Annotated in this window: 24 protein-coding genes and 5 tRNA genes; 4 read left to right on the top strand and 25 right to left on the bottom strand. The window is 38.5% G+C overall.

Features of this window, described 5'->3' with window-relative positions; translation table 11 throughout:
- Positions 1–53: 53 nt before the first annotated feature.
- From GX687_03525 to GX687_03515, 3 genes are all read right to left on the bottom strand, one after another.
- Positions 54–1,352, bottom strand: a complete 1,299-nt coding sequence (locus GX687_03525; GenBank protein ID HHX96515.1) for an NADH-quinone oxidoreductase subunit F — start codon at positions 1,350–1,352, stop codon at positions 54–56.
- Positions 1,352–1,831 carry an NAD(P)H-dependent oxidoreductase subunit E gene (locus GX687_03520; GenBank protein HHX96514.1) on the bottom strand — a complete coding sequence of 160 codons (480 nt, stop codon included), beginning with the start codon at positions 1,829–1,831 and terminating at the stop codon, positions 1,352–1,354. Before GX687_03520 ends, GX687_03525 begins: the two co-directional genes overlap by 1 nt.
- A 136-nt stretch (positions 1,832–1,967) precedes the next feature.
- Positions 1,968–2,288, bottom strand: a complete 321-nt coding sequence (locus tag GX687_03515) for a nucleotidyltransferase domain-containing protein (GenBank protein HHX96513.1) — start codon at positions 2,286–2,288, stop codon at positions 1,968–1,970.
- Positions 2,289–2,475: 187 nt separating this feature from the next.
- Here GX687_03515 and GX687_03510 point away from each other — a divergent pair, with 187 nt between their 5' ends.
- Entirely contained in the window at positions 2,476–3,774 is a 1,299-nt protein-coding gene (locus GX687_03510) for a copper amine oxidase N-terminal domain-containing protein (GenBank protein ID HHX96512.1), read from the top strand.
- Between the two features lie 36 nt (positions 3,775–3,810).
- Here the strand turns inward: GX687_03510 and GX687_03505 are convergent, their stop codons facing one another.
- From GX687_03505 to GX687_03485, 5 genes are all read right to left on the bottom strand, one after another.
- On the bottom strand, positions 3,811–3,993 hold the full coding sequence (locus GX687_03505; GenBank protein ID HHX96511.1) for a hypothetical protein: 183 nt from the start codon (positions 3,991–3,993) through the stop codon (positions 3,811–3,813).
- A gap of 24 nt (positions 3,994–4,017) precedes the next feature.
- Positions 4,018–4,791, bottom strand: coding sequence for an MBL fold metallo-hydrolase (locus GX687_03500; GenBank protein HHX96510.1), 774 nt, complete (start codon positions 4,789–4,791; stop codon positions 4,018–4,020).
- Entirely contained in the window at positions 4,784–5,629 is an 846-nt protein-coding gene (locus GX687_03495) for a hypothetical protein (GenBank protein ID HHX96509.1), read from the bottom strand. Before GX687_03495 ends, GX687_03500 begins: the two co-directional genes overlap by 8 nt.
- 175 nt (positions 5,630–5,804) lie before the next feature.
- Positions 5,805–6,731: a thioredoxin-disulfide reductase gene (gene trxB, locus GX687_03490; GenBank protein ID HHX96508.1), complete on the bottom strand. Its 927-nt coding sequence runs from the start codon at positions 6,729–6,731 to the stop codon at positions 5,805–5,807.
- A gap of 11 nt (positions 6,732–6,742) precedes the next feature.
- Positions 6,743–7,960 (bottom strand): M23 family metallopeptidase, encoded by a 1,218-nt coding sequence (locus tag GX687_03485; GenBank protein ID HHX96507.1) that lies wholly within the window; start codon positions 7,958–7,960, stop codon positions 6,743–6,745.
- A 212-nt stretch (positions 7,961–8,172) separates the two neighbouring features.
- Between GX687_03485 and GX687_03480 the strand changes: the two genes are divergently transcribed.
- Positions 8,173–8,328, top strand: coding sequence for a hypothetical protein (locus GX687_03480; protein ID HHX96506.1), 156 nt, complete (start codon positions 8,173–8,175; stop codon positions 8,326–8,328).
- Between the two features lie 80 nt (positions 8,329–8,408).
- Here GX687_03480 and GX687_03475 read toward each other — a convergent pair.
- From GX687_03475 to GX687_03395, 17 genes are all read right to left on the bottom strand, one after another.
- Positions 8,409–8,482 (bottom strand) — tRNA-Gly (locus GX687_03475).
- A 6-nt stretch (positions 8,483–8,488) separates the two neighbouring features.
- Positions 8,489–8,564 (bottom strand) — tRNA-Asp (locus GX687_03470).
- A 3-nt stretch (positions 8,565–8,567) separates the two neighbouring features.
- A tRNA-Val gene (locus tag GX687_03465) sits at positions 8,568–8,643 on the bottom strand.
- 2 nt (positions 8,644–8,645) lie between these two features.
- Positions 8,646–8,721 (bottom strand) — tRNA-Lys (locus GX687_03460).
- A 50-nt stretch (positions 8,722–8,771) separates the two neighbouring features.
- A complete protein-coding gene (gene dnaB, locus GX687_03455) occupies positions 8,772–10,106 on the bottom strand; it encodes a replicative DNA helicase (GenBank protein ID HHX96505.1) in 1,335 nt (444 codons plus the stop codon).
- An 11-nt stretch (positions 10,107–10,117) separates the two neighbouring features.
- Entirely contained in the window at positions 10,118–12,037 is a 1,920-nt protein-coding gene (lonC, locus tag GX687_03450; protein ID HHX96504.1) for an ATP-dependent protease, Lon family, read from the bottom strand.
- A gap of 53 nt (positions 12,038–12,090) precedes the next feature.
- Complete coding sequence (locus tag GX687_03445) at positions 12,091–12,552, bottom strand: 50S ribosomal protein L9 (protein HHX96503.1); 462 nt, start codon at positions 12,550–12,552, stop codon at positions 12,091–12,093.
- Between the two features lie 4 nt (positions 12,553–12,556).
- Positions 12,557–13,528, bottom strand: a complete 972-nt coding sequence (locus GX687_03440; protein HHX96502.1) for a YybS family protein — start codon at positions 13,526–13,528, stop codon at positions 12,557–12,559.
- Positions 13,529–13,641: 113 nt separating this feature from the next.
- The gene (locus GX687_03435; protein HHX96501.1) at positions 13,642–13,872 is read right to left on the bottom strand and encodes a 30S ribosomal protein S18; all 231 of its coding nucleotides are present in this window, start codon (positions 13,870–13,872) and stop codon (positions 13,642–13,644) included.
- Between the two features lie 17 nt (positions 13,873–13,889).
- Positions 13,890–14,285 (bottom strand): single-stranded DNA-binding protein, encoded by a 396-nt coding sequence (gene ssb / locus GX687_03430; protein ID HHX96500.1) that lies wholly within the window; start codon positions 14,283–14,285, stop codon positions 13,890–13,892.
- A 21-nt stretch (positions 14,286–14,306) separates the two neighbouring features.
- Entirely contained in the window at positions 14,307–14,594 is a 288-nt protein-coding gene (locus GX687_03425) for a 30S ribosomal protein S6 (protein HHX96499.1), read from the bottom strand.
- Between the two features lie 136 nt (positions 14,595–14,730).
- Positions 14,731–14,913, bottom strand: a complete 183-nt coding sequence (locus GX687_03420; GenBank protein ID HHX96498.1) for a DUF951 domain-containing protein — start codon at positions 14,911–14,913, stop codon at positions 14,731–14,733.
- A gap of 9 nt (positions 14,914–14,922) precedes the next feature.
- Positions 14,923–15,768: a hypothetical protein gene (locus GX687_03415; GenBank protein ID HHX96497.1), complete on the bottom strand. Its 846-nt coding sequence runs from the start codon at positions 15,766–15,768 to the stop codon at positions 14,923–14,925.
- Positions 15,749–16,336, bottom strand: a complete 588-nt coding sequence (locus GX687_03410; GenBank protein ID HHX96496.1) for a CvpA family protein — start codon at positions 16,334–16,336, stop codon at positions 15,749–15,751. The genes GX687_03415 and GX687_03410 overlap by 20 nt, the downstream gene beginning before the upstream one ends.
- Positions 16,337–16,340: 4 nt before the next feature.
- The gene (locus tag GX687_03405) at positions 16,341–16,973 is read right to left on the bottom strand and encodes a GntR family transcriptional regulator (GenBank protein HHX96495.1); all 633 of its coding nucleotides are present in this window, start codon (positions 16,971–16,973) and stop codon (positions 16,341–16,343) included.
- 48 nt (positions 16,974–17,021) lie between these two features.
- Entirely contained in the window at positions 17,022–18,935 is a 1,914-nt protein-coding gene (locus GX687_03400; protein ID HHX96494.1) for a hypothetical protein, read from the bottom strand.
- A 106-nt stretch (positions 18,936–19,041) separates the two neighbouring features.
- Positions 19,042–19,117 (bottom strand) — tRNA-Met (locus tag GX687_03395).
- 146 nt (positions 19,118–19,263) lie between these two features.
- Between GX687_03395 and GX687_03390 the strand changes: the two genes are divergently transcribed.
- On the top strand, positions 19,264–21,006 hold the full coding sequence (locus GX687_03390; protein ID HHX96493.1) for an IS1634 family transposase: 1,743 nt from the start codon (positions 19,264–19,266) through the stop codon (positions 21,004–21,006).
- A gap of 249 nt (positions 21,007–21,255) precedes the next feature.
- The gene (locus GX687_03385; protein ID HHX96492.1) at positions 21,256–22,356 is read left to right on the top strand and encodes an IS30 family transposase; all 1,101 of its coding nucleotides are present in this window, start codon (positions 21,256–21,258) and stop codon (positions 22,354–22,356) included.
- The last annotated feature ends 209 nt before the right edge of the window (positions 22,357–22,565 follow it).

The following is a 22,565-nucleotide window of genomic DNA, read 5'->3' as shown; positions in this document are numbered from 1 at the left end:
TACTAATAATATAACACAAAAGTTATAGTTTAGCAAGCTGGTTCTATAATATTTTATAGTTTCATGTCAACAGCCCCTCGCCCCCCTTGAGCAAAACAAACCCCGGCCGGACAATGCTTGTCCAAATGGGCCAAAATTTCTGTTTCTAAATGTTCCCAACAAGTATCCAAAGCCCTAGTCGCCGAACGACCCAAACCACAAAATGAGGCTGTTCTCAATAAATTACTTAAACGTTTAATTAACTTTAGGTCCTCCTTACTCCCTTCACCCCGGGTTAATTTTTCCAAAAGGAAAAATAATTGTTTATTTCCTTCCCGACAAGGAGTACACTTACCACAAGATTCATGTCTAAAAAATTCGGTTACCTGTTTTAAATAATCAAGCACACAAACTGATTCATCCAAAACTACAATGGCCCCAGAACCCACACTTAAGCCTACTTCTTTTAAAGCCTGATAACAATAGGGAGTATCTAGTTGATGTAAAAAACCGCAGGGGCCAGATTGTCCACCCAAATGATAAAATTTAATTTTACGCTCGCGGGGTCCTCCCCCCAAATCAAAAATTAAATCTCGCAGGGTTAGTCCAAAAGGCACTTCATAAACACCAGGTCGAGCAATATGACCAGAAAGACAAACCAATTTGGTACCACCACTTGCCGCAGTACCCCAAGCCGCATATTTCTTTCCCCCTTGCTCCACAATCGTGGGAATACAAGCAAAGGTCTCTACATTGTTGACCAAAGTTGGCTGCCCATATAAACCCACCTCAGCTAAATGAGGTGGCTTAACTCTTGGTCTACCAATTTTACCCTCCAAGGAATTTAACAAAGCCGAATTCTCTCCACAAATATAGGCACCAGCACCTAAATGAATCTCAATCGCAAAAGAAAAATCAGTTTTTAAAATATTTTCGCCTAAATAACCGGCCTCTTCCAATTCCGCCAAAGCCTCTAAAAGCAATTTTTCCAGAAAGGCATATTCACCCCGTAAATAAAGGTAGCCTTTTTTCGCCTGAAAAACATAACCGGCAATAATCATACCTTCAAGAACCCTTAATGGGTCTTTTTCCAACAATAATTTATCTTTAAAAGTACCAGGTTCACCTTCATCAGCATTAGCCACAATATATTTAGGAGTACCTTTAATATTTAATAATTGCTCCCACTTAGAACCTGTGGGATACCCAGCACCCCCACGTCCCCGTAAATTTGACTGTTTAACTTCACGAATAATTTCCCGGGGGGTCATTTTTAAAGCCTTTTTCAATCCCCTTAATCCACCAGCCTGTTCATATTCCTTTACCGATGTAGGTTCTATTTGATCACAATTGGCTGTAATTACTCGTTTAATCATCGCCCTTCCCCCCGATACTGCTTAATTAAGTTTACTATTTTTTCCCGTGTTAAATGTCCATAAATTTTATCACCAATTTTAATAGCAGGAGCCTGATCACAAGCACCCAAACAATAAGTATATTGTAAAGTAAAGAGCTGGTCCTCCGTTGTTTCCCCCATTTTAATCCCCAACTCTGCTTCTAATATTTCCGCCACCGTAATTTCCTGAACAACCTGACAAGGCGGACTTTTACAAATCTCAATAACATAATGACCACGTGGTTCACTAGCTAACATTTCATAAAAGGTTAACACTTCATAAACCTTACTTAAAGGCAGCCCCAATTCTTCGGCTACTAATTTAGCCTCTCCACTACCAACATAATTATTGCCCGAAGCTTTTTGAATCTCCAACAGAATCGACAATAACTGCTCCCTAGCTTTACCACGTTGTTTAATAATTGCCAAAACTTCTTCTTTTTGTATCACCACCATGCTTCACCCTGCTTTCCCCAGTATAGTAAACAGCCTTTCTATTCAGTTTAACAAACATGAGCCTAAAAAAACAGGGCAAATTTTATTTTGCCCTGAAAATTTTACAGCCATTTCTTAAAATTAAGCCCAAGCGAATCTACAATATAGAATCAGAAATGTTATAGATAACCTGACCATGCTTTAGAATCTCATCAAGAAATCCGCTCCGGTTATTATTTCTTTCAAAAAGCACTGGCTCAATCCGATCATCAATACCCCTTCTTAGTTTGTATAATAATGCTTCACTAGTTAAAAGATCATCAATCTTGTCTACTATAATGGCTATATCAATGTCACTATTTTCATCCCAGGTTCCTTTTGCATAAGAACCATATAGAATGACTTTCTCTGGTTTCAGCTTATCCTTAATTAAATTTGCATATTGCTGTGCTTTCTTTAAAGCCTGTTTTTTATCCATAAAAATAAAGCCTCCGTTTCATTTCTCTTTAAACTTTACCACGTTATTTACTAAGGGTAAAGTTTTTTACCCCGGAAATTTTACAGTATTGTTGAGTAAAGCAAAACATGATACGATTATTATAGTCTTAATAATTTTCTGCTTAAGCATAAGACAATATTCTAAAAAAAATCAAGGAGTGAAAAAAATGTCAAAAAGAAATCTTTTGTTTGTCTCAATTATGCTTTGCTTACTTTTATTAACAGTAGGCTGTAGTCAAACAGAACTGAATTACCTGGCTTTACAGCAAGAAGTAAATTCATTAAAAGTATTGGAGAGTAATGGCAGTTTTTCCTTTTCCCTAAAAATTGGCCCCGATTTTTCACTGGAACAAACATTTAAAATCTTTAGTAAAACAGATTTAAACAAGGAAATAGCCACTTTGGAACTTTACTTGGCAGGTTCGGAAGAACCACTTACCGAAATGATCATGGAAAAGGATACTCTTTATTTTTACTTACCGGGAATCATTGAATTCCTATCTACACTTGGTTATGACGAAATAGCGGCCGAATTTGCCACTCTCTTTAAAGGGGCCGAATATCTTTCCACCCAAAAGAGTTTCTTTAATCAAAAACAAACCCATATTATACAGAAGCTACTCACCGCTCTTCCGGAGGGTTATCCAGATTTTAGTACTAATTTAATTACTGAAAAAGACCAGACCTTTACCCTTGAAATGAATGGGCAACAAGTCTTCAACCTTGTCTTTGATTTTCTCGAACATAATCTTCTCAACAATGAAGCAATTGTCAACTGGCTAGGTCAGGTTCTGGATAGTCTTAGTGACGAAGAATTAACCCTACTCAATTTAGACCCTGCCGAAAGGTCAGTTTATGAAACCATGTTGACCATTGCCTCACAAGAATTAGAGACTGAACAAGCCACTTATTTAAAAGACCTCAACATACTAAAAAAAGATCTCCTTGTAGAAATACAACCTTATCTAGATGGCTTTACTTTCAGCAACACCTTATCTCAAGACTCCTTAGGTGCCTACAATTCACAAGTAAACCTGCGGCTTGAACAACCCGGTATAGATTTCCAGCTTAGTGGTCAAAATCGCACCCGAGAAATTGCCCCATTTACGATAACCATACCCGACAAGGTAATCGCTTTTAGTGAACTAACCCCCAAAATGGTTATTGATGTTGAGCAGGCTAATTATACGCTAAATGGTGAACAAGGTTCTTTAATCATTCATAACATTGAAGGTCATCTTTATCTACCCTTACGAAAAATTGGTGAACTCCTAGGCGAAGAAGTAGGCTGGGATAGTGAATTAGGCTACGCCTATGTAGTACGCAATGGTCTTCCTTTAGAGATGACCGGCATCATTATTGATGATCGCATCTATATTAAAATTAGGGATTTTGAAAAATTGAGTTATCAAGTGAAATGGGATGAAGCAACACGTTCCGCTACCATTATTCCAAGCCTTTTTTAAAAAATACGCCGGGGGGCAACCTCCGGCGTATTTCTTTTAAAAAAGATAATTCCTAATTAAACTAATTAAGACTAAAACTATAATTCCCAAAACCCACCACCAATTACTAAAAGGCTCAGCAGCCTTTCCCTCGGTGGGTTTTTTAAATTTCACACCAATTCTTTTCCAAATATTCACTTCTTTACGTCTGCGTTCATATTGATCATTTGACCCTTTCATCGTCTTTTACTACTTCGCTCCTTTCTAAATGGTTATGTAATTACTGGGTTGATCATGAGGTGCCACCTCAATTTTTAATTTTCGTAAACAAGCCTTATTTTCCTCTAAAATCCCTTTAACAGTTTCTAAAGCCAATTCCGGCTGATTATTTTCGCGACTTAAATGAATTAAAACTATTTGCCGGGTACGCGGTCCAATAATTTGGGCTAAAGCCTCCCCAGCAGCCTGATTAGACAAATGTCCCTTTGTCCCAGCCACCCTTTTTTTAAGTGGCCAAGGATAAGAACCATTCCACAACAAATCTGGATCATGATTGGCCTCTAGTACCAAACAATCAGCATTATATAAAGTTTTCACCATTTCAGAAGTAAAAATTCCCGAATCAGTCACCATCCCTAAACGTTTCTCACCATTACTAAACAAAAACCCTACTGGATCACAAGCATCATGAGCCACCCGAAAAGGTTTTATTTTTAAATCACCTAGTTCTATAATTTTACCCACAGAAAAAGTTTTTTTCTGGGTAGGACAAATCGGACCCACAATTTGTTCCATTTCTCCCCAAGTCCCTTCTGTAGCATAAACACTTAATTGCTTATATCTTCTAGCCATTACCCCCGCTCCCTGCACATGGTCGCGATGACCGTGTGATAAAAACAAAGCCGCCAATTCTTGGGGCTGACAACCTGATCCCACTTCCAAGGCCTCAGTTAAAGCCCGACCAGATTGTCCGGCATCAATCATTAATCTAGTTTGTCCGCTTTCCAAATAAAAAGCATTACCAGCACTACTACTCATCAGTGAACAAAACTTCATCTCGACTCCTTCCCCACCCCAGCTCGTGTTCTAATTGTTTTCTACTTAAACCATAAGTTCCCTTTAAAGCTTGCTTAAGTGTTTCACCCTCCCCTAACCTAGTCAATAAAACCGTCATTTTATCTATTCCATAACTAGTCCATAAATAATTAACAGCATCCCGAGCCTGACCATAGGCCAAATATTCCTTTCCCGGTTGATCAAAAAGCCTTTTTAATTCAGCCAAAGCATAAATTTTTCCCTTAACACGCGGTAGTGTAAAACCGGTAATTTTCTCCTCCACAACTTGAGCCAAACCCTCACTCAACCAGCGCGGATAATTACCTTTAGTCACCAAATCTACATAATAATGTGTCAACTCATGTGCCAAAGGTCCCTCCCGAGCAAAAGCCACCATTTCATCAGCCCCACTCCACACCCGCGGTGAAAGCAAATGAATACTCCCAGCCCAATAAACACCAACCGCACTTTTTTCTCCCCAACCCATACCTGCCCGTAAAGTTTCTAAATCAGGGTATAAAACTAAAAGAGGTGCTTCTTTAGGTCGGGGAAATCCCAGCAGCTCACCTATTTGACCGTAATAATCTTCTGCCAATTGCAAAACCAAAGGAGCTAATTCTTGATCCCTTTTAGTATATTTTAAAACAAAATGCTCACTGGCGAGCACCTGATAATCCTCGGTCTGTTTTTCCAAAACAAAACCTACAGCCTTTTGCGAAATAGCCTGCACAACCAAGCGGCCCTTTAAAAAAAAAGTTGACCAATTAAATAAACAAACAAAGGTCAAAAGAATAACCCCTTTTTTTATTAAACCCCTCATGAGGATACACCCCCCTGTATCCTCATTATAGCAAGACTAAAGCACTTTAAGTCTTACCAAATTTAGGCTAAAAATACCAAGCCAAAGTGGAAAGTAGCAGCCCAGCACTAATTAAAATAGCTAAAAAGGCAGTTACCCACTTTTTCAATTTTCGCTTTTGCCCTTTAGTCAGCATCTAATTCCCCCCCAAAAATAAAGCATCTTGCAAATAAGCTTCCACTCCCACCATGACAGAAGCCCCATCACCTACCGCAGTGGCAATTTGTCGAGCCTCTTTTTCCCGGCAATCACCAATCGCAAAAATCCCCGGTAGATTTGTCCTTAAAAATTGATCAGTAACTAAATATCCCTGGGTTTTTTTAAATTCATTACCTAAAAACTCAGTAACCGGCTCCATACCTACATAAATAAAAACACCCTCTATGGCCATTTCCTCTTCTTTCCCACTTTTTAAATTACGAAGTCGCACCACTTCAATTTTGTCACTACCTTTAATTTCTTCTAGAACCGTTGACCAGCGAATGTTAATCTTTTCCGTCTTTTGAACCTGTTCTGCTAAAATTTGATCTGCCCGTAATTGATCACGTCGGTGCAGCAAAACTATTTCCCGTGCAATTTTACTTAAAAACAATGCTTCTTTAACAGCGGCATTACCTCCACCTACCACCACTACTTTTTTATCTCGATAAAAGAAACCATCACAGGTAGCACAATAAGAAACACCCTTACCGTGAAATTCCTTTTCACCTTTTACACCCAATTCTCGCGGTCGAGCCCCAGTAGCAATAATCGCCACTTTACCAACTACTTCTTTTTCTTCACTTACCAGCTTAATTAAATTACCATCCTTAATTAAACTTTTCACTTCAGTTAACAGAAAACTACATCCCAAGCGTTCAGCCTGCTGATAAAACTCTGCCATCAAATCCGGGCCGGAAATTCCTGCCGCAAAACCTGGATAATTTTCTATCCAATCCGTAGTGGTCGCTTGGCCGCCAAAAGCACCAGCCTCTATAAGTAAAGTCCGCCAACCAGCCCGACAAGCATAAATAGCAGCTGTAAGACCAGCTGGTCCACCACCCACAATCAGCACATCATACATTTAATTTCCTCCTATGGTAAATAATTCAGGGGATTTGTATGTCTGCCCCGTACTAATACTTCAAAATGTAAATGTGGTCCAGTACTATTCCCCGTAGAACCTACTTTACCAATCAAACTACCTTGATTAACATTTTGCCCCACACTTACATTAATTTTAGATAAATGAGCATAACGAGTAACCAATCGCTGTCCATGGTCTAAATCCACACAATAACCATAACCACCTTTCCAACCAGCAGAGATGACCCTACCTTTACCTGCCGCTACAACAGAAGTCCCCTGTGGGGCCCCAATATCAAGACCAGTATGTACGGAACTTCCCCGCTTTTTCCCATAAGGAGAGGTAATTCGTCCCCGCACTGGCCAAGTAAAAATACTGGTACCACCCCGGGAAGCAATCATTACCTGTGTACCCCGCTGAATAATTCGCGACCGCGGCTCCTCCACTATCTTCTCTGCCAATAATTCCCGTTCTGTTTCTATCCCATTACATTTCGTTATCCGATAAGTAGTTTCCCGCAATCCAGCCTTACCATATTCCTTAATTTTCTCTTCACCCAAACGTAAATTCTGATTTTGTTCATAAACAATCTTATAAGGCATCTTTTCTTTTACACTTACTTCCACGGTGGAAGTTATAGTTAATAAAGGTTCCTTTTTCTGAAGCACCACAACATCTCCAGGCTGTAAATATTTATTCTGATAATCGGGATTAAAACTTTCCATTTGCTCCACGGTTAAACCATGCTTTTGGGCAATCGTCCATAATGACTCCCCCTCCTTGACCACATGCTCCGCTTCTTTTTCCCTACCCTCGGCCAACAAACACAAAGCTTCCTTTTTAGTTACTAACCGCGGCTCAAGTTTATGCCAAGGCATAATTAAAACATCCTCTGCAAATGCACATTCTACCACTTTTATTTCTCCCGCGGAGAAGTAATAAGTGGGTAAATCCTCAAGTACCCCCTTGGCTTCAGCCTCACTAGCCAAAACAACCAAGGGCTCACCTCCTACCAAAATGGCCCAACGCTCCATTGGCCAAACAGGCCCCACTTCACAAATTTGGCCCTGTTTTTGTGAATCTATAACTTTATGACTGCCTAAATAAAAAAATGCTCCCACCAAAAAACAGATTCCTAAAAACAAGACCCATTTTTGTTCCCTAAATCGACATTGCTGAAAAAGCTGCTGCATCCCAACTCTGAATCGTGCTTGCTTATCTCCCATAATTTAGGCCTACCTTCCTTATGTCATTAGAACAATATTCACTTTTATATTTCTATTATAGTCATCTTCTGCCAACTTTTAAACCATAAAAACCTAAAAATACACCTCAACCATTTTATTATTGGTCTAAACCATCCCCCTTATTCTAATATGGAGAATTGCCTAAATATATGATATAATTAGGTAACAAATTAGGAAGGGAGCAATTCCACATGGAGACAAAATTAAATACATTAATAAAACGGAAGACAGAGAAACGGCTTGCGGAAAAGGAAAAATCCCCAGAAACAACAACCCAAAAAGACCTCCCCGAAACTTTAGTCTCACGCAAAGCAGAACAACGATTACGTGATTTACACAGCCGTTAACAATGATTTATTTTTAAGCCCAGATGTTTTCATCTGGGCTTTTTTTCTGCACATAAAAAAAGACCTTTTTCGGTCTAAGTTGGAGCGGGTGATGGGAATCGAACCCACGTCTTCAGCTTGGGAAGCTGACATTCTACCATTGAACCACACCCGCATAATATGGCGGAGCTGACGAGAGTCGAACTCGCGATCTCCTGCGTGACAGGCAGGCATGTTAACCACTACACCACAGCTCCTGATGGTGGGCGATGACAGATTTGAACTGCCGACATCCTGCTTGTAAGGCAGGCGCTCTCCCCACTGAGCTAATCGCCCTCTGGTGAGCCATCCGCGACTCGAACGCGGGACCCCCTGATTAAAAGTCAGGTGCTCTGCCGACTGAGCTAATGGCTCCATAGGAATCTATATTAGCATATGCCTTTGTTTAATGTCAATCTCGATTTTTAATTTTCGGTTCGCTGTTTTTCAATATTAACAAATTTAGTAAATTCCTTAATAAAACCTAATTCTACCGTACCTGTAGGACCATTACGGTGTTTAGCAATAATGATTTCAGCAATACCAGGTTTATCACTTTCTAAATTATAATAATCATCACGGAAAATAAACATGACTAAATCGGCATCTTGTTCTAAAGCACCGGACTCTCGCAAATGACTGAGAGCCGGTCTTTTATCATGAGTTTGTTCCACAGCACGCGAAAGTTGTGAAAGTGCAATTATCGGTACACTTAATTCCCGAGCTAAAGATTTTAAGGAACGAGAAATTTCGGAGATTTCTTGCTGGCGATTTTCCTGACGGCGGCCGACCTGCATTAATTGCAAATAATCAATAATAATTAAACCTAACCCCTTTTCCGCTTTTAAACGGCGAGCCTTGGTCCGCAGTTCCAGAACGGAAATAGCCGGTGTATCATCAATATAAATTTCAGCCTGAGATAAAGGTTGAGCTGCTCGGGTTAATTGCTGCCATTCATCATCAAGTAATCTGCCAGTACGTAATTTATACTGATCAAGAAGTGCTTCAGAACTAATAAATCTCTGCACCAATTGTTCCCTGGACATTTCCAAACTAAAAATGGCTACCGGTATTTTAGCCTTTAAAGCAGCATTCTGGGCAATATTTAACCCAAAGGAAGTTTTCCCCATAGCTGGACGGGCAGCTAAAATAATTAAATCTGAAGTCTGCCAGCCAGAAGTCATTCTATCTAAATCTGTAAAATAAGAAGGGACACCGGTTAATTCAACTTCTTTACTAGCCAAAGCCTCTATTTTTTTCAAAGTCTCGGACAAGACTTGGCGCAAAGGAATTAAACCGGTAAAACTGCGGCCTTCAGCAATTTGCAAAATCATTTTTTCGGCTTGATCTAGTAAAAGATAAGCATCCTCTGCTTCCTCATAACAGCGATTGGCGATCTGAGTAGATACTTGAATCATTTTACGTAATAGTGATTTTTCAAAAACAATATCTGCATAATGGCGTACATTAGCTGCGGTAGGAACAATATTAGCAATTTCGGTTACATAACCTACCCCACCGACCTGTTCCATTTTATTCTGTCGGTGCAATTCTTCGGTAAGAGTAATCATATCAATAGGTTCACTTTGAGTTTCCAATTTTTGCATGGCTGTATAAATAATGCGATGAGCCTCTTTATAAAAATCTTCAGCTTGCAGAATTTCCAATGCTGTGTAGACAGCATCTTTATCCAACATCATTGCACCCAGAACAGCTTGTTCTGCCTCTAAATTATGAGGTGGTAATTTTTCAAGCAGCATTTTCTTTTCCCTCACTCTTTCCAAATAATTTGAGCTAAAGCCTCCTCAATAGTTTCTACTAAAACTATCTGTGGAGATTGTAAATCAACGGGGATATCGGCTTGATTTTCTCGCGGCAGCAACACCTTGCTGATTTGTGCTTGTTCAGCCCCATATATTTTCTCAAAAATGCCGCCTACAGCCTTCACCCGACCTTGTATGGATAATTCTCCGGTAACGGCCACATCCTGCCGCAAAGGTATTTTCAACAAAGCACTATAAATTACCAGACAAATTGCCAGTCCTGCTGAAGGACCATCCACCTTTCCGCCACCAACCAAATTAACATGTAAATCATAATTATGTAAATCTAAACCACTCAATTTCCTAACCACCGAAGAGGCATTAAAAACCGAATCTTTAGCCATAGAACCAGCTGTATCATTAAAACGTACTTGCCCCTCCCCTTTTTTACGTGCCGGAAAAGCCACAGCTTCAATTTCCAAAAGTGAACCTAAATAACCAGAGGTACCCAAAGCCAATACCCGACCAACTTCTCCCCGTGTAGAGCCCCGCAAGGTGACATAGGGGGTTAAACGGGCCGCTTGAATAACTTCATACATATCCTCGACAGATATAAAGAGCTCTTTACCAGATATGGCCCGGTAATGTACTAAACTATAAGCATCAGCTAATAGGCTATTAGCCTTACGTGCCTCTACCGTATATTTACTAATTAAACTCGGCACCTCAGGTGCCAGTTTTACTTGTAATTTTAAAGCCGCTTGTTCAATAATTTTTTCAATTTCCCGAGGTGAAAGAGGTTCGAAAAACACTTCCGCACAGCGGGAACGAATCGCCGGACTAATTTGTGCAGGTGAACAAGTTGTAGCCGCAATTAAAACAAAATCTGCCGGTGCCCCTTCAGAAAAAATCTTTTTAATATATTGTGGTACTTGGGGATCATGAGAATCATAATAAGCAGAATCAAAATAAACTCTTTTATCTTCCAAAACTTTCAACAATTTATTCTGTAGGAGAGGATCCATTTCACCGATTTCATCAATAAAAAGCACTCCCCCATGTGCTTCAGTAACCAAACCCAATTTAGGTTCTGGGATCCCCGTTTCCGCTAAATCACGACGAGCCCCTTGATAAATAGGATCATGTACTGAACCTAAAAGCGGATTGGTAATCTCACGCGGATCCCAACGCAAAGTAGTTCCATCTACCTCCACAAAAGGTGCTGTAGCTAAAAAAGGTGAAGACGGCATTTTTTTTACTAATTCCAAAACCAAACGTGCTGCGGACGTTTTACCTACCCCTGGCGGCCCATATAATAGAATATGCTGAGGATAAGGACTAGCCATTTTAGCTAAAAGTGCTTGCAAGGCCCGTTCTTGTCCTACAATCTCTTCTAAAGTTTGCGGACGCAGAATTTCCGTAATCGAATTAGCTAATTTGGTAAAATTTCTTTTTTCCAAAACAGCTAATTTTTTTAATGTCTGGGCATTTTCTGGATTAGGACTTCTTTCTTTAATAATTTGCAAACGGACTTCATTTAAATAATCTTCATGCCGATCCTGCATCTTTTTCATTACTTGAGCTTCCAATTCTCGCTCCAACGTCTTTTGAGCAATTAAATCGGTAATTTTTTCTTCAACATCTTTAATTAAAAGATTTAAATCAGCTTTTTCGGCTTTATTTAATTTCAAAGCAGCATCCTGATAAACTAATTTTTTTAAAGCTAAGGCCCTTTCCGGAATCCGTTTAGAATGCAGTGAATTTAAAACTCCCAATTCTTTGGCTTGTAAAGTAAAACTCTCCGCACCCCAAAGATCAGATAACAACTGTAAAAGTGCTTCCACCTGATAGACCACAATTTGCTGTTTAAGTATTTTTTTTCGCCCTAAAATTTGCCGCCAGCTTTTTTGTTTATTTTGCTTTAACATTAAATCCGCTTTTTCTTGGTAATATGTATTTAGCCTCTCCTCCATAAACAAACCTAGCCCCTTTCTTCTTCAGCCTCCACAACTTCTACCTTAATTATAGCTGTAATTTGAGGGTGTAGTTTTAAAGGCACCTCATAGCTACCTAATTCCTTAATTGGCCCTTCCAAAACAATTTTACGCCGATCTATTTCCAGCCCTGTTTTTTCGGTCAAAGAGATACCAATATCACGGGTACCAATCGAGCCAAACAAACGCCCTGCTTCCCCGGCTTTAACGGCAATGGTTACAGCCACATCTTTTAAAGCAGCCGCTGTTTTTTCAGCCCCTGCCAATTCCTTAGCTTCCCGTTGAGCCTGTTTTTCTTTTTTATGTGTCAAATCACGTAAATTACCCGCAGTGGCTTCCACCGCTAAACCCTTTGGTAATAAATAGTTGCGTGCATAACCTTCGGCTACCTCCACAACCTCATTTTGCTTTCCCGTTCCAGGAACATCTTTTCTTAAAATAACCCGCATGTAATTACCTCCCTAATATATTACGATAATCAAATAATAAATCTAAAAGACCTACAGCCATCAAGGCTAAAAAGAGAAAACGAAAAAAGAAGATTACCAAAAAAATTAAAAAAACACGTGCCATAGTACCTTTTACATATTTCCCCAAGTAAAAACTAGCCACAGCTAGTCCTAAAATAAATAAAATTGGTGCATAAATCAAGATGATATTCATACCTATCTGGACAAGTTTTTCCAGAGCAAAGTAATCACCGATTAAATAAGCCGCAAAACCGAAAATAAAGCCCCAAACAATCCACCACGGTAATTGCCAATGACGAAAAGAAGGCAAAACCGGTGTCCTTATTTTCAATTTGCCTAAAATCTGTTGAGCAAGCAAGTAATTTAAAAAAGCTGTGGCCAAAGCCCATAAAACAAAGAAGGCCGGAATAAGTAAAATAGCAGTTTGCGTTAAGGCTGTTAACATTTCCCTTACCGCGGTTTCCGTCACCCCAGTTTGAGCACCCTGCTTAAAAAGACCCAACTGCCGATATAATTCTATGGTTGGTTCAATACTAGCTTCCATTTGTTCAGCAAAATTTAAGGCTTCAAAACCAGTTAATTGTACTAATAAGGCTAGAACCAATAAAAAGGAAAGGACAGCGATCCCAGTACCGACAAACAAAGTAGCCGCCGGCCGCCATTTTTCACGAAAGGCCGCTCCGTAAAAAAGAGCTAAACCCCCGAATTGTAAAATCAGAAAAAAGGCCGACAAAGGATGGGCCAGCATCACAATTAAAACCCCGGCGACACTCAAGGTAATCATACCTACTCGCAAACCATGACGAACAGTAATCACCACAATAGGAATTGTCCATAAAAAATCTATCACTAACCTTAAAAAGGGTAGATAAATCCCGGCTAACCCTAAAATAGCAGTCAGGGCAGCTAATAAAGCCCCTTCAACTATAGCCTGTGTTCGCACGGAATTATGCACTCGCCTCGCTCACCTTTCTAAATTTATATTCTTGCCGCTTAGAACAAAGTCCTGCCCCAAAAAATTGGTATTTTCGACCTAATAATAAAGGGAGCAATTTGCTCCCTTTAGTTTTACTCCGCTATATAAGGAAGCAGAGCAATATTGCGTGCCCGCTTAATAGCTACGGTTAATTGCCGCTGATGTTTGGCACAATTGCCGGAAATCCGCCGTGGTAAAATTTTACCCCGTTCAGTAATATATTTCCGCAGACGGGCCACTTCTTTATAATCAATATCCGTCACCTTTTCCACACAAAAAGCACAGACCTTTTTACGTGGACGACGGCCGCGATCACGTTTCACATGTTTCCCTCCTCAAATTAAAATGGCAAATCCTCTTCCGAAAACTCTACTTCACTACCTACTGCACCGAAATCCTGAGCAGGCTCACTACTTTCACGGCGTTCCAAAAAACGCACTGAATCTGCTACCACTTCTGTAACCCACCGCCGCTGTCCCTCTTTAGTTTCATAGGTTCTTACCTGCATACGACCATCTACAGCTACCAAACTACCTTTATTAATATAATTAGCACAGTTTTCAGCCTGTTTACGCCAAACAACTATCGGTATAAAATCGGCTTCCCTTTCACCCTGCTGATTTAGCCAAGGACGATTAACCGCTAATGTAAATGAAGCCACCGCTATCCCATTAGGTGTATAACGCAATTCCGGATCACGTGTCAACCGACCGATTAATACTACCCGATTTAACATTTTTTCTAGCCTCCCCCCTTTTTATTTTCCTTCCCGCAAAATCATAAACCGTAAAACCTGATCAGCAATCTTTAAAACACGGTCTAATTCTTTGGCTAATTCTGGTGTTCCTTTAAAATTAACAAAAAAATAAAAACCTTCACGATAATCCCTAACATTATAGGCTAATCTTCTTTTTCCCCAATTATCCTGTTCAATAATTTCACCCTGAAAACTAGTAATTAACTCTACTAATCCTGCTTGAAATTCTTCAACTTGTTCTTCTTCCAAATCTGGTCTAACCACCAAAGCCATTTCATAATTACGCATATTTTCACCTCCCCTCGGACTAAACGGCCCTATCATTTTAGATAGAGCAGGGTAATTTCCCAACGTGATTTTCAATTATAGCATATTAATTTTCAGCTAGCAAGATGTCCGAATTGTTTTCTAAGTACCTGCAGGTTTAAATAGAAACCTTTTTCCTAACCGCTTTTTCAAAATCGGCTCTGCTCAACCATACTTGACGCCCACAACCCCTGCATTTAATTCGAAAGTCCATTCCCGTCCTCATTATTTCCCATTCCCGACTGCCACAGGGATGAGCCTTTTTTAAGATCACAAAATCACCTACAGTATATTCTGCCATTATTTTCACCTACTCTAGTTCTAAAATTGTAAAATATTTTTGGGCAGCCTGCCGCACCCAAGGATCTTCATCCTCTAGTAAAGGACGCACCACTTCCTTAGCTTCCCCAACACGAAACCTGGTTAATACTTGCAAACTTTTTACTTTAATTGGCCAAGGGGAATCCTTTAAACACTCCACCACCTTCGGCCAAAAATCACGAAAAAGAAATACAGAAATCGCTTTAAGTGCAGCCCGTTTTAAATTAATATTCTCACTAGCCAGGGCTTCTGATAAAAACCTTTCACATTTAGGATTTTGACTAATAATTAATAATTCCAAAACCTGCACCTTAGCCTCAGGAGAGGCCTGTTGATAAGCATCCAATAAAGCATCCTGTGCCAAATGCCCCATAGCCATTAAGGCTTCACCTGCCCGTGCTGGTGGAATTTCATTTTTCAATAATTTTTCAATTAAAACCGGCACTACTAAACGCGGTGGCTGGTTTTTTAAAGCCTCTGCAGCCTGAAGCTGAATCACTTTTTCATGTTGATTTAATAAATTCACCAAAGCTTGTACTGTTTCCGGTGCAGGCAAATATTGCAGGCAAAAAATAGCCGTCTTTATTTCCGTTTTATTTTCTAGTTGTGCTCTCACCTGTTCAGCTTGTTCGGCAAATAAAAAACGTACCAAACTACGTGCTTTAAGATGATCTAAATCTAAAGAAACTTTTTTAATTAAAGCCCAACACTCCTCAAAATTCAATGTATTTAATTTTCTTTTTAAACCTAATGGCAGCTTTACCGGGGCTTTGAAAATATTTTCTGCCAAAACCACCAATTCCGGAGTTTTCTTTCTACCGAAAAATAAGGCCATCTACACGTCCTCCTGTCAGCAAGAAAAATAATTGATTTAGATGGGGAACTAATAAGGAACACTCCATTTTTTTCAAAATAAGGCTACCAGCCCCTTCCCAAGATGAAGCAATTCCCAACCACGGATTAATTAAACCAATTAAAACAACAAGAATTAAAAGCCGACTAAATAAACCAAAAATCAAACCCCCACCTTTATTTAAATTACCTAAAAATCCTTTCCCTAATAACTTAGTAACTAAATAAGCCAAAAAGACCAAACCTTTCGCCACTAAAAACCAAACTAAAATAATAATTCCTACTTTTAAAACGAGATGAGCCAATAAAAAAGGAAGATCAATACTCATTTCTGAAACCTGTAAATGTTCCGCCAAATAATGAGCTAATTTAGTTATCGTTTGAAAAGATTCTTCGAACCAAAGACTAATCTGAGGTTCAACCTGCCAAGCTACCATTAAACCAATCAACACACTTGCCAAACCGACTAAACTACTCAGTAAACCCCGGCGATAACCTTTATAAGCCCCCCAAAAGAGGACAAGAAGAATTAAACCATCAATAATATTCATCTTTTTAAACCTGTTCTTGTTTAATTAATTTTTTAAATTGTTCCCGGGCTTCGCCAGAGCCAACAATAATTAAAACATCTTGTGCTTTTAATTTTAAATCAGCTGGTGGTGAATAAATCTCTTGTCCTTGTCGATGAATAATCATAATCGTGGCCCCGGTAAGTTGTCTTAAATCCGTGGCGGCGATTGTCTGCCCGACAACCCAAGAATGACTGGGAATAACTAATTCTTCTACTTGCTCCAAAATAGATGCCTTTTGAAAGGAGAATTCTAAAAAACGCGTTAACTCCTTTTCCAATTCCAAATCTAGGGCTTGACGCTGATTCATTAAGGTAACAATTCTTTGTTTATGATCTAAAATTTCTTGCCTTTCTTTATATTCTCTGACATATTCCCGAGCCAATTCCCGAGATTTAATATAAACACCACTACCGGTAATTGCTTCTACTACCCCAATATTCTGTAAAAGAGCAATACTACGGCGTATTGTCTCTGGGGAAACATTATAAGTACCGGCTAATAAAGAACGTCCGGAAAGTTTTTGACCTACACTAAATTCACCCCGTACTATTTTACGAGCCAAATCAACTGCAATCTGCTCATAACGAGCCTCCCCAACCTCCATACGTATCCGCATTTCCAAAGACCTCCAGCCGAATTTTTTCTTGCTTCTAGATTACCCCATCTAGGGCCAGCTTATTTTTGCACTTTTTCCCCCATAATTGGCAGTTATGACTACTGGGGCAAATTTTCCCAAAAACATTACTGTGCCCTCCTCAGTCACAATTGCCTTGTTTTGATTACTGGTATTCCAAACAGCTTCCTGAGTAACCTCCTTAGAAGTACCATCATTAAAAAAGGCGATCACGGCTAATTGATTATAGCCTTGTGTTAAACTGCCTTCAATAATTAACTTTTCAACCTGAGGCTGTAAATCCTCTGGTAAAACTTCTATTTCTAAAAAATCACGCCAACCATAACCCTGAACAGTAATTACTGTCTTACCAATTCTGCCATTAAAATTAACTTCCCCTGCTTGATTAATTGCTGCCACCAAAGGATTACTAGAAGACCAGCGCAATTGACCATTTAATTCCCCAGCACTACCATCACTATATAAACCCCAAGCCGTTAATTTAACCGGCTGAAAACTAAAAGGTAAATAATGTTCCCTAATACGGATTTGACAAAGATGTTTACTACCTAAAGGTGAATTATAACCAGAAAGGGTATCAGTTAACCCCTGATAACTGGCCATAATATTGATTTGTCCGGGATTTGGTGAAAAATAAATTTTGTTTTGATAAATACTAGCTACTTCTGGATTTAAAGAACGCCATTCCACCTGCTCAGTTACTTCTCGACGTTTTCCCTGGTCATCAATACAGAATACACGTGGAGCAAACGGCTCGGACAATATTAAAGGATTATGTTCAATATATAGTCTACGCGGCTCAGCTTTTTCTATGTCCGGAACTTCAACTTCACAAACATCCTCTACTATTTTTCCTTCTTCTCCCCGTCCACTTACTCGGATTGCTACTTTACCCGGCTGACCGGTGAAAGTAAGGACACCCTTTTCATCAATCCCAGCTACCGCTTCATTATTGGTTTCCCAAACAAGATCCGTATTTTGAATCAATTCTACCCCATCATTATAAATAGCGGTAACTGATAAAGAAAGAGGCACTCCATCCCATTCTGGAACATAACGCAAACTTTGATTTAAACTAATTTCCTTTAAAAAACGCTCCACTTTAACTATTCTTTCCGTAGTAAAGCCGCCTACTACAGCTTTAATAACAGCTACTCCCGGTTCACCACTAAAACTAATCACACCTAATGAATTTACCTTAACCACTTCGGGATTACTAGAAGACCAGTCCGCAATCTCCGCTTCTACTTCCTCTTTCGAACCATCAGAATATAAAGTCAATAAAGTTAACTGTTGTGGTTTAGCACGATAAGTGATTTCCGTTTCCTTAATTTCAATTCCTGTCCGCCAGGCTGTCGGCACTTCCCCTTCACTAACAGTGGTTCGCCAATAATCACTTAAGCTACCACAAACAGCCCTAATAGTAACCTCACCTGGTTCACCAGTAAAAGTAACAATCCCTTGTTGATTTACCCAAGCCACCCAGGGATTTGAACTAGACCAAAGGACTTTCTCCTCAGGACCAAAATAACGTCTCTCACCATCACTGAAACGCCCCTTAACCAATAAACGATAAGGTTTTTCACTATAAACTAACCTATTTTCAATCACCATAGTTTCCGGCCAAGGTTTCACTAATACTGTTTGCTGTCCACTCACCTGGCCTTTAGAAACCGAAATGGTTACCGCCCCACCGACCCCGCTAAAATAAAGTCGCCCATATTCCACCTGGGCAATTTTGGGATCCGAAGTTTCCCAGACCAGACCTTCTTTAACCTGCTGTTTGATTCCATTTGATAAAGTCCCGGTAACCGTCAAAGTAGTTACCCGCGGACCTGGCACGATTTCTTCATTTATCTCCAGGCTCACCAAATCTACCGCCTCTGCTCCCAGCGGTAACAAAAATAAACAACAAATTAAAAGACACCAAACTCGTTTTTTCATCATTCTCACCCATAAAAATATCCATCTGCCACAAATTATACCATATTTTGACCAGAGATGCGAAAAAAAACTGCTTTCCATTTATATGGAAAACAGTGTTTTAGCTTGGTTGCGGGAGGAGGATTTGAACCTCCGACCTCCGGGTTATGAGCCCGACGAGCTACCAGCTGCTCCATCCCGCGTCATTTTGCAATTCTTAGTGTACCACAAATCCTCTTAACCCGCAAGCCAATAATTTTTCACGATAGCAGTTAATCCTTTTACAATTATTATTTTTTTAAATATTCGCCTATTGTATAATATAAGGAGTTGAGAGGAGTGATTTATTATACGATTATCTATTTCTAAATCAAAAAACTCCACTTCCCTTTATGTTATTGAATCTACATATAAAAATGGCATACGTTCATCAAGGGTTGTTGAAAAATTAGGCACTGTTAGCGAATTAAAAAAGAAGTTAGGGGAGCAAGACCCTATCGAATGGGCAAAGGAATATATTGCCGAATTAAATAGGCAAGAAAAAGAAAATAAACGCGAAATTCTAATTAAGTATTCGCCTGTTAAGGCTATTCCCAAAGGAAAGCAACGCTCGTTTAATGGGGGATACCTTTTCCTACAAAAGATTTACCATGAATTAAAATTAAATACCTTGTGCCAAAAAATATCCGACAAATATAAATTCACTTACAATCTTGATTCAATTTTATCCAGACTACTTTATGGTAGAATTATTTATCCTGCTTCCAAACTTGCTACTTATAAACTCTCTAAAAAATTCCTAGAACAACCGGATTTTGAGCTTCATCATATTTTCCGGGCCCTTGAGATTATTGCAAAAGAAAATGACTTTATCCAGTCATTTTTATATAAAAACAGTCTTAAAGTTTCTAAAAGAAATACTGCCGTTCTTTACTATGATTGCACCAATTATTTTTTTGAAATTGAACATGAAGAAGGTTTAAAACAATATGGTGTCAGTAAAGACAATAAACCTAATCCCATTGTCCAAATGGGGCTTTTTATGGATGGTGACGGGGTACCTCTTGCCTTCAGCATTAATAAAGGAAATACCAATGAACAACTCACTTTAAAGCCACTTGAGGAAAAAATTTTATCTGACTTTGATTTATCTAAATTTATTGTCTGTACAGATGCAGGACTTTCTTCCAGTAGTAATAGGAAATTTAATAACAAAAAAGGACGTGCATTTATAACAACACAGTCCGTAAAAAAATTAAAAGCCCATCTTAAAGAGTGGGCCCTTAGTCCTACCGGTTGGCATTTAACCGGTAGTAAAAAAACTTATGACCTTTCCATGCTTGATAAAATAATGGCAAGAGCCAGCGACAACGATAAAGAAAAATTAAGCAACAAAGTTTTCTATAAGGAGCGTTGGATTAAAGAGGACGGTTTAGAACAACGCCTTATTGTTACTTATTCTATTAAATATAGGGATTATCAACATAAAATTCGTAATTCCCAAATTCAACGTGCCCTTAAGGCAATACGTAAAGATCCTTCTTTAATTAAAAAGAAACGCCAAAATGACTATAAAAGGTTCATAAAGATAACTAATGTTACCGCCAATGGGGAACCTGTGGAAAAAACATTTTATGATATTGATTTTAAACTAATTGAGAAAGAAAAAATGTTTGACGGTTTTTATGCGGTATGCACTAATTTAGAAGATGATATTTACGAAATCGTAAAGATTAATCGTCGGCGGTGGTTAATTGAGGAATGTTTTTTAATTATGAAAAGTGAATTTAAGGCTAGACCGGTATGTCTAAGTAGAGATGATAGAATACTGGCTCATTTCATGACTTGCTTTATGGCCCTAATTATTTTTAGATTGCTTGAAAAAAAGCTGGGTGATAAATATACCTGTTACGAAATTCTTAATTGTTTGAGGGAAATGAACTTTCTAGAAGCCGAAGATAATGGTTTTATTCCAATTTACACAAGAACCGATCTAACAGATGATTTACATGATATTTTTGGCTTTCGCACAGATTACGAAATTATAACCACTAGGATGATTAAAAAAATCTTCAAGGCTACAAAAAAATAAATATATTACGCAGTTTTTAAAAAAATAAAAAGGCTTGTATCCCTTGGCCATCAAGGAATAACGAGCCTTTTTCTTTTTAAAGTGTCAAAAATGGGATTATACTGAAAGATCTTTTGCCCTGTCAATAAGGTAGGAAATAGAAAAGGGCGAGTTGTATAATTAAATGAAACACAAACAAATAAATAATGCTCATGAGAGCCTTCTCTGTTAGAATGTTAATTGAATAATAAACAGAAACGGAGAAGGATCATGAGCCAAGTATATTGTATCAGAACTCGTCAAAAAGGAAAACATTTAACATTTGAAGAACGGGAGGAATTAGAAGCATTAGTTAACAAAAATAATGCATTACCTAAAAAAGATCGAATAAGTCAGCGTGTTATGGCTAAACGAATGGGAGTTAGTCCAGCTACATTATGTCGGGAATTGAAACGTGGTAAAGTAATATTAAGGGACACTGAATGGCGTAATGTAATGAGTTATTCGGCGTTTAAAGCACAAGAAGACTATGATGAAAAGGCAACAGCTAAGGGACCTCATTTAAAAATAGCTAACAATCATAAATTAGTTAAAAAAATAGAGAATTATATTACAAAAGATAAATATTCTCCGTATGCAACTATTGAAAAATTAAAAAACGATCCAGATTATCGGAAAACACCAATATGTGAACGTACCCTTTATAATTATATTCACCGAGAATTATTAGAAAAAGTAACTAAAAAGGATTTACCACGAAAGGGAAAAAGTTCAAAGAGAAAATATACTAGAATAACAAAGCGAATAAAAGACGTTGATGCTAAATGTATAGATGAACGTCCGCAGGTGGCAAATAATCGAAGTGAATGGGGGCACTGGGAAATGGACTGTATAGAGTCAGGTCGTAGTAAGGGAAGAGCATGTTTGTTAGTACTTGTAGAAAGAATGAGTCGACAAGTATTAGTTTTCAAACTACGTTCACAAACTCAAAAAGAAGTGCAAAGACGGCTTGATCAACTAGAAAAAAAGATAGGGATAAAACGATTTCGTAAAATATTTAAGTCAATAACTGTGGATAATGGAAGTGAGTTTTTAGATTGGCGTAATCTTGAACGTTCATATGTAAGTAGGCACAAAATACTTCGTACACAAATCTTTTACTGTCACCCTTATCATTCATGGGAAAGAGGAACAAATGAGCAGGTAAATGGTCATATACGACGATTCATACCCAAAGGAAGTGCAATAGCTAAATATAGTAAAAAGGAAATTTTAGAAATACAAAAATGGTTAAATGAATATCCACGTAAAATTCTTAATGGGAAAAGTGCAAATGAAATAGTAAAAAAGGAATTAAATAAATGTGCATAATAGAAAAATCTTTACTAAAAAAGAAGTACTAATATAATATTTTAACAGAGAAAAAAGTGTTTCACTTTAACTTGCAATTAGCGGCCTAGGAATAATAAAATAATAAAAGTTGTTAGTTGCACAAAAACATGATACGATAAACATAGTGGCAGTACCTCACATGTGATTTGTTTTGTGTCAACCTAACAATATCCTATATGTGGACGTAC

The sequence above is a fragment of the Clostridia bacterium genome (assembly GCA_012841935.1).
Taxonomy (GTDB): domain Bacteria; phylum Bacillota; class Peptococcia; order DRI-13; family DTU073; genus DUTS01.
The sequence above is the reverse complement of the archived record's forward strand: the minus strand, read 5'-3'. Positions and strand labels throughout refer to the sequence as shown.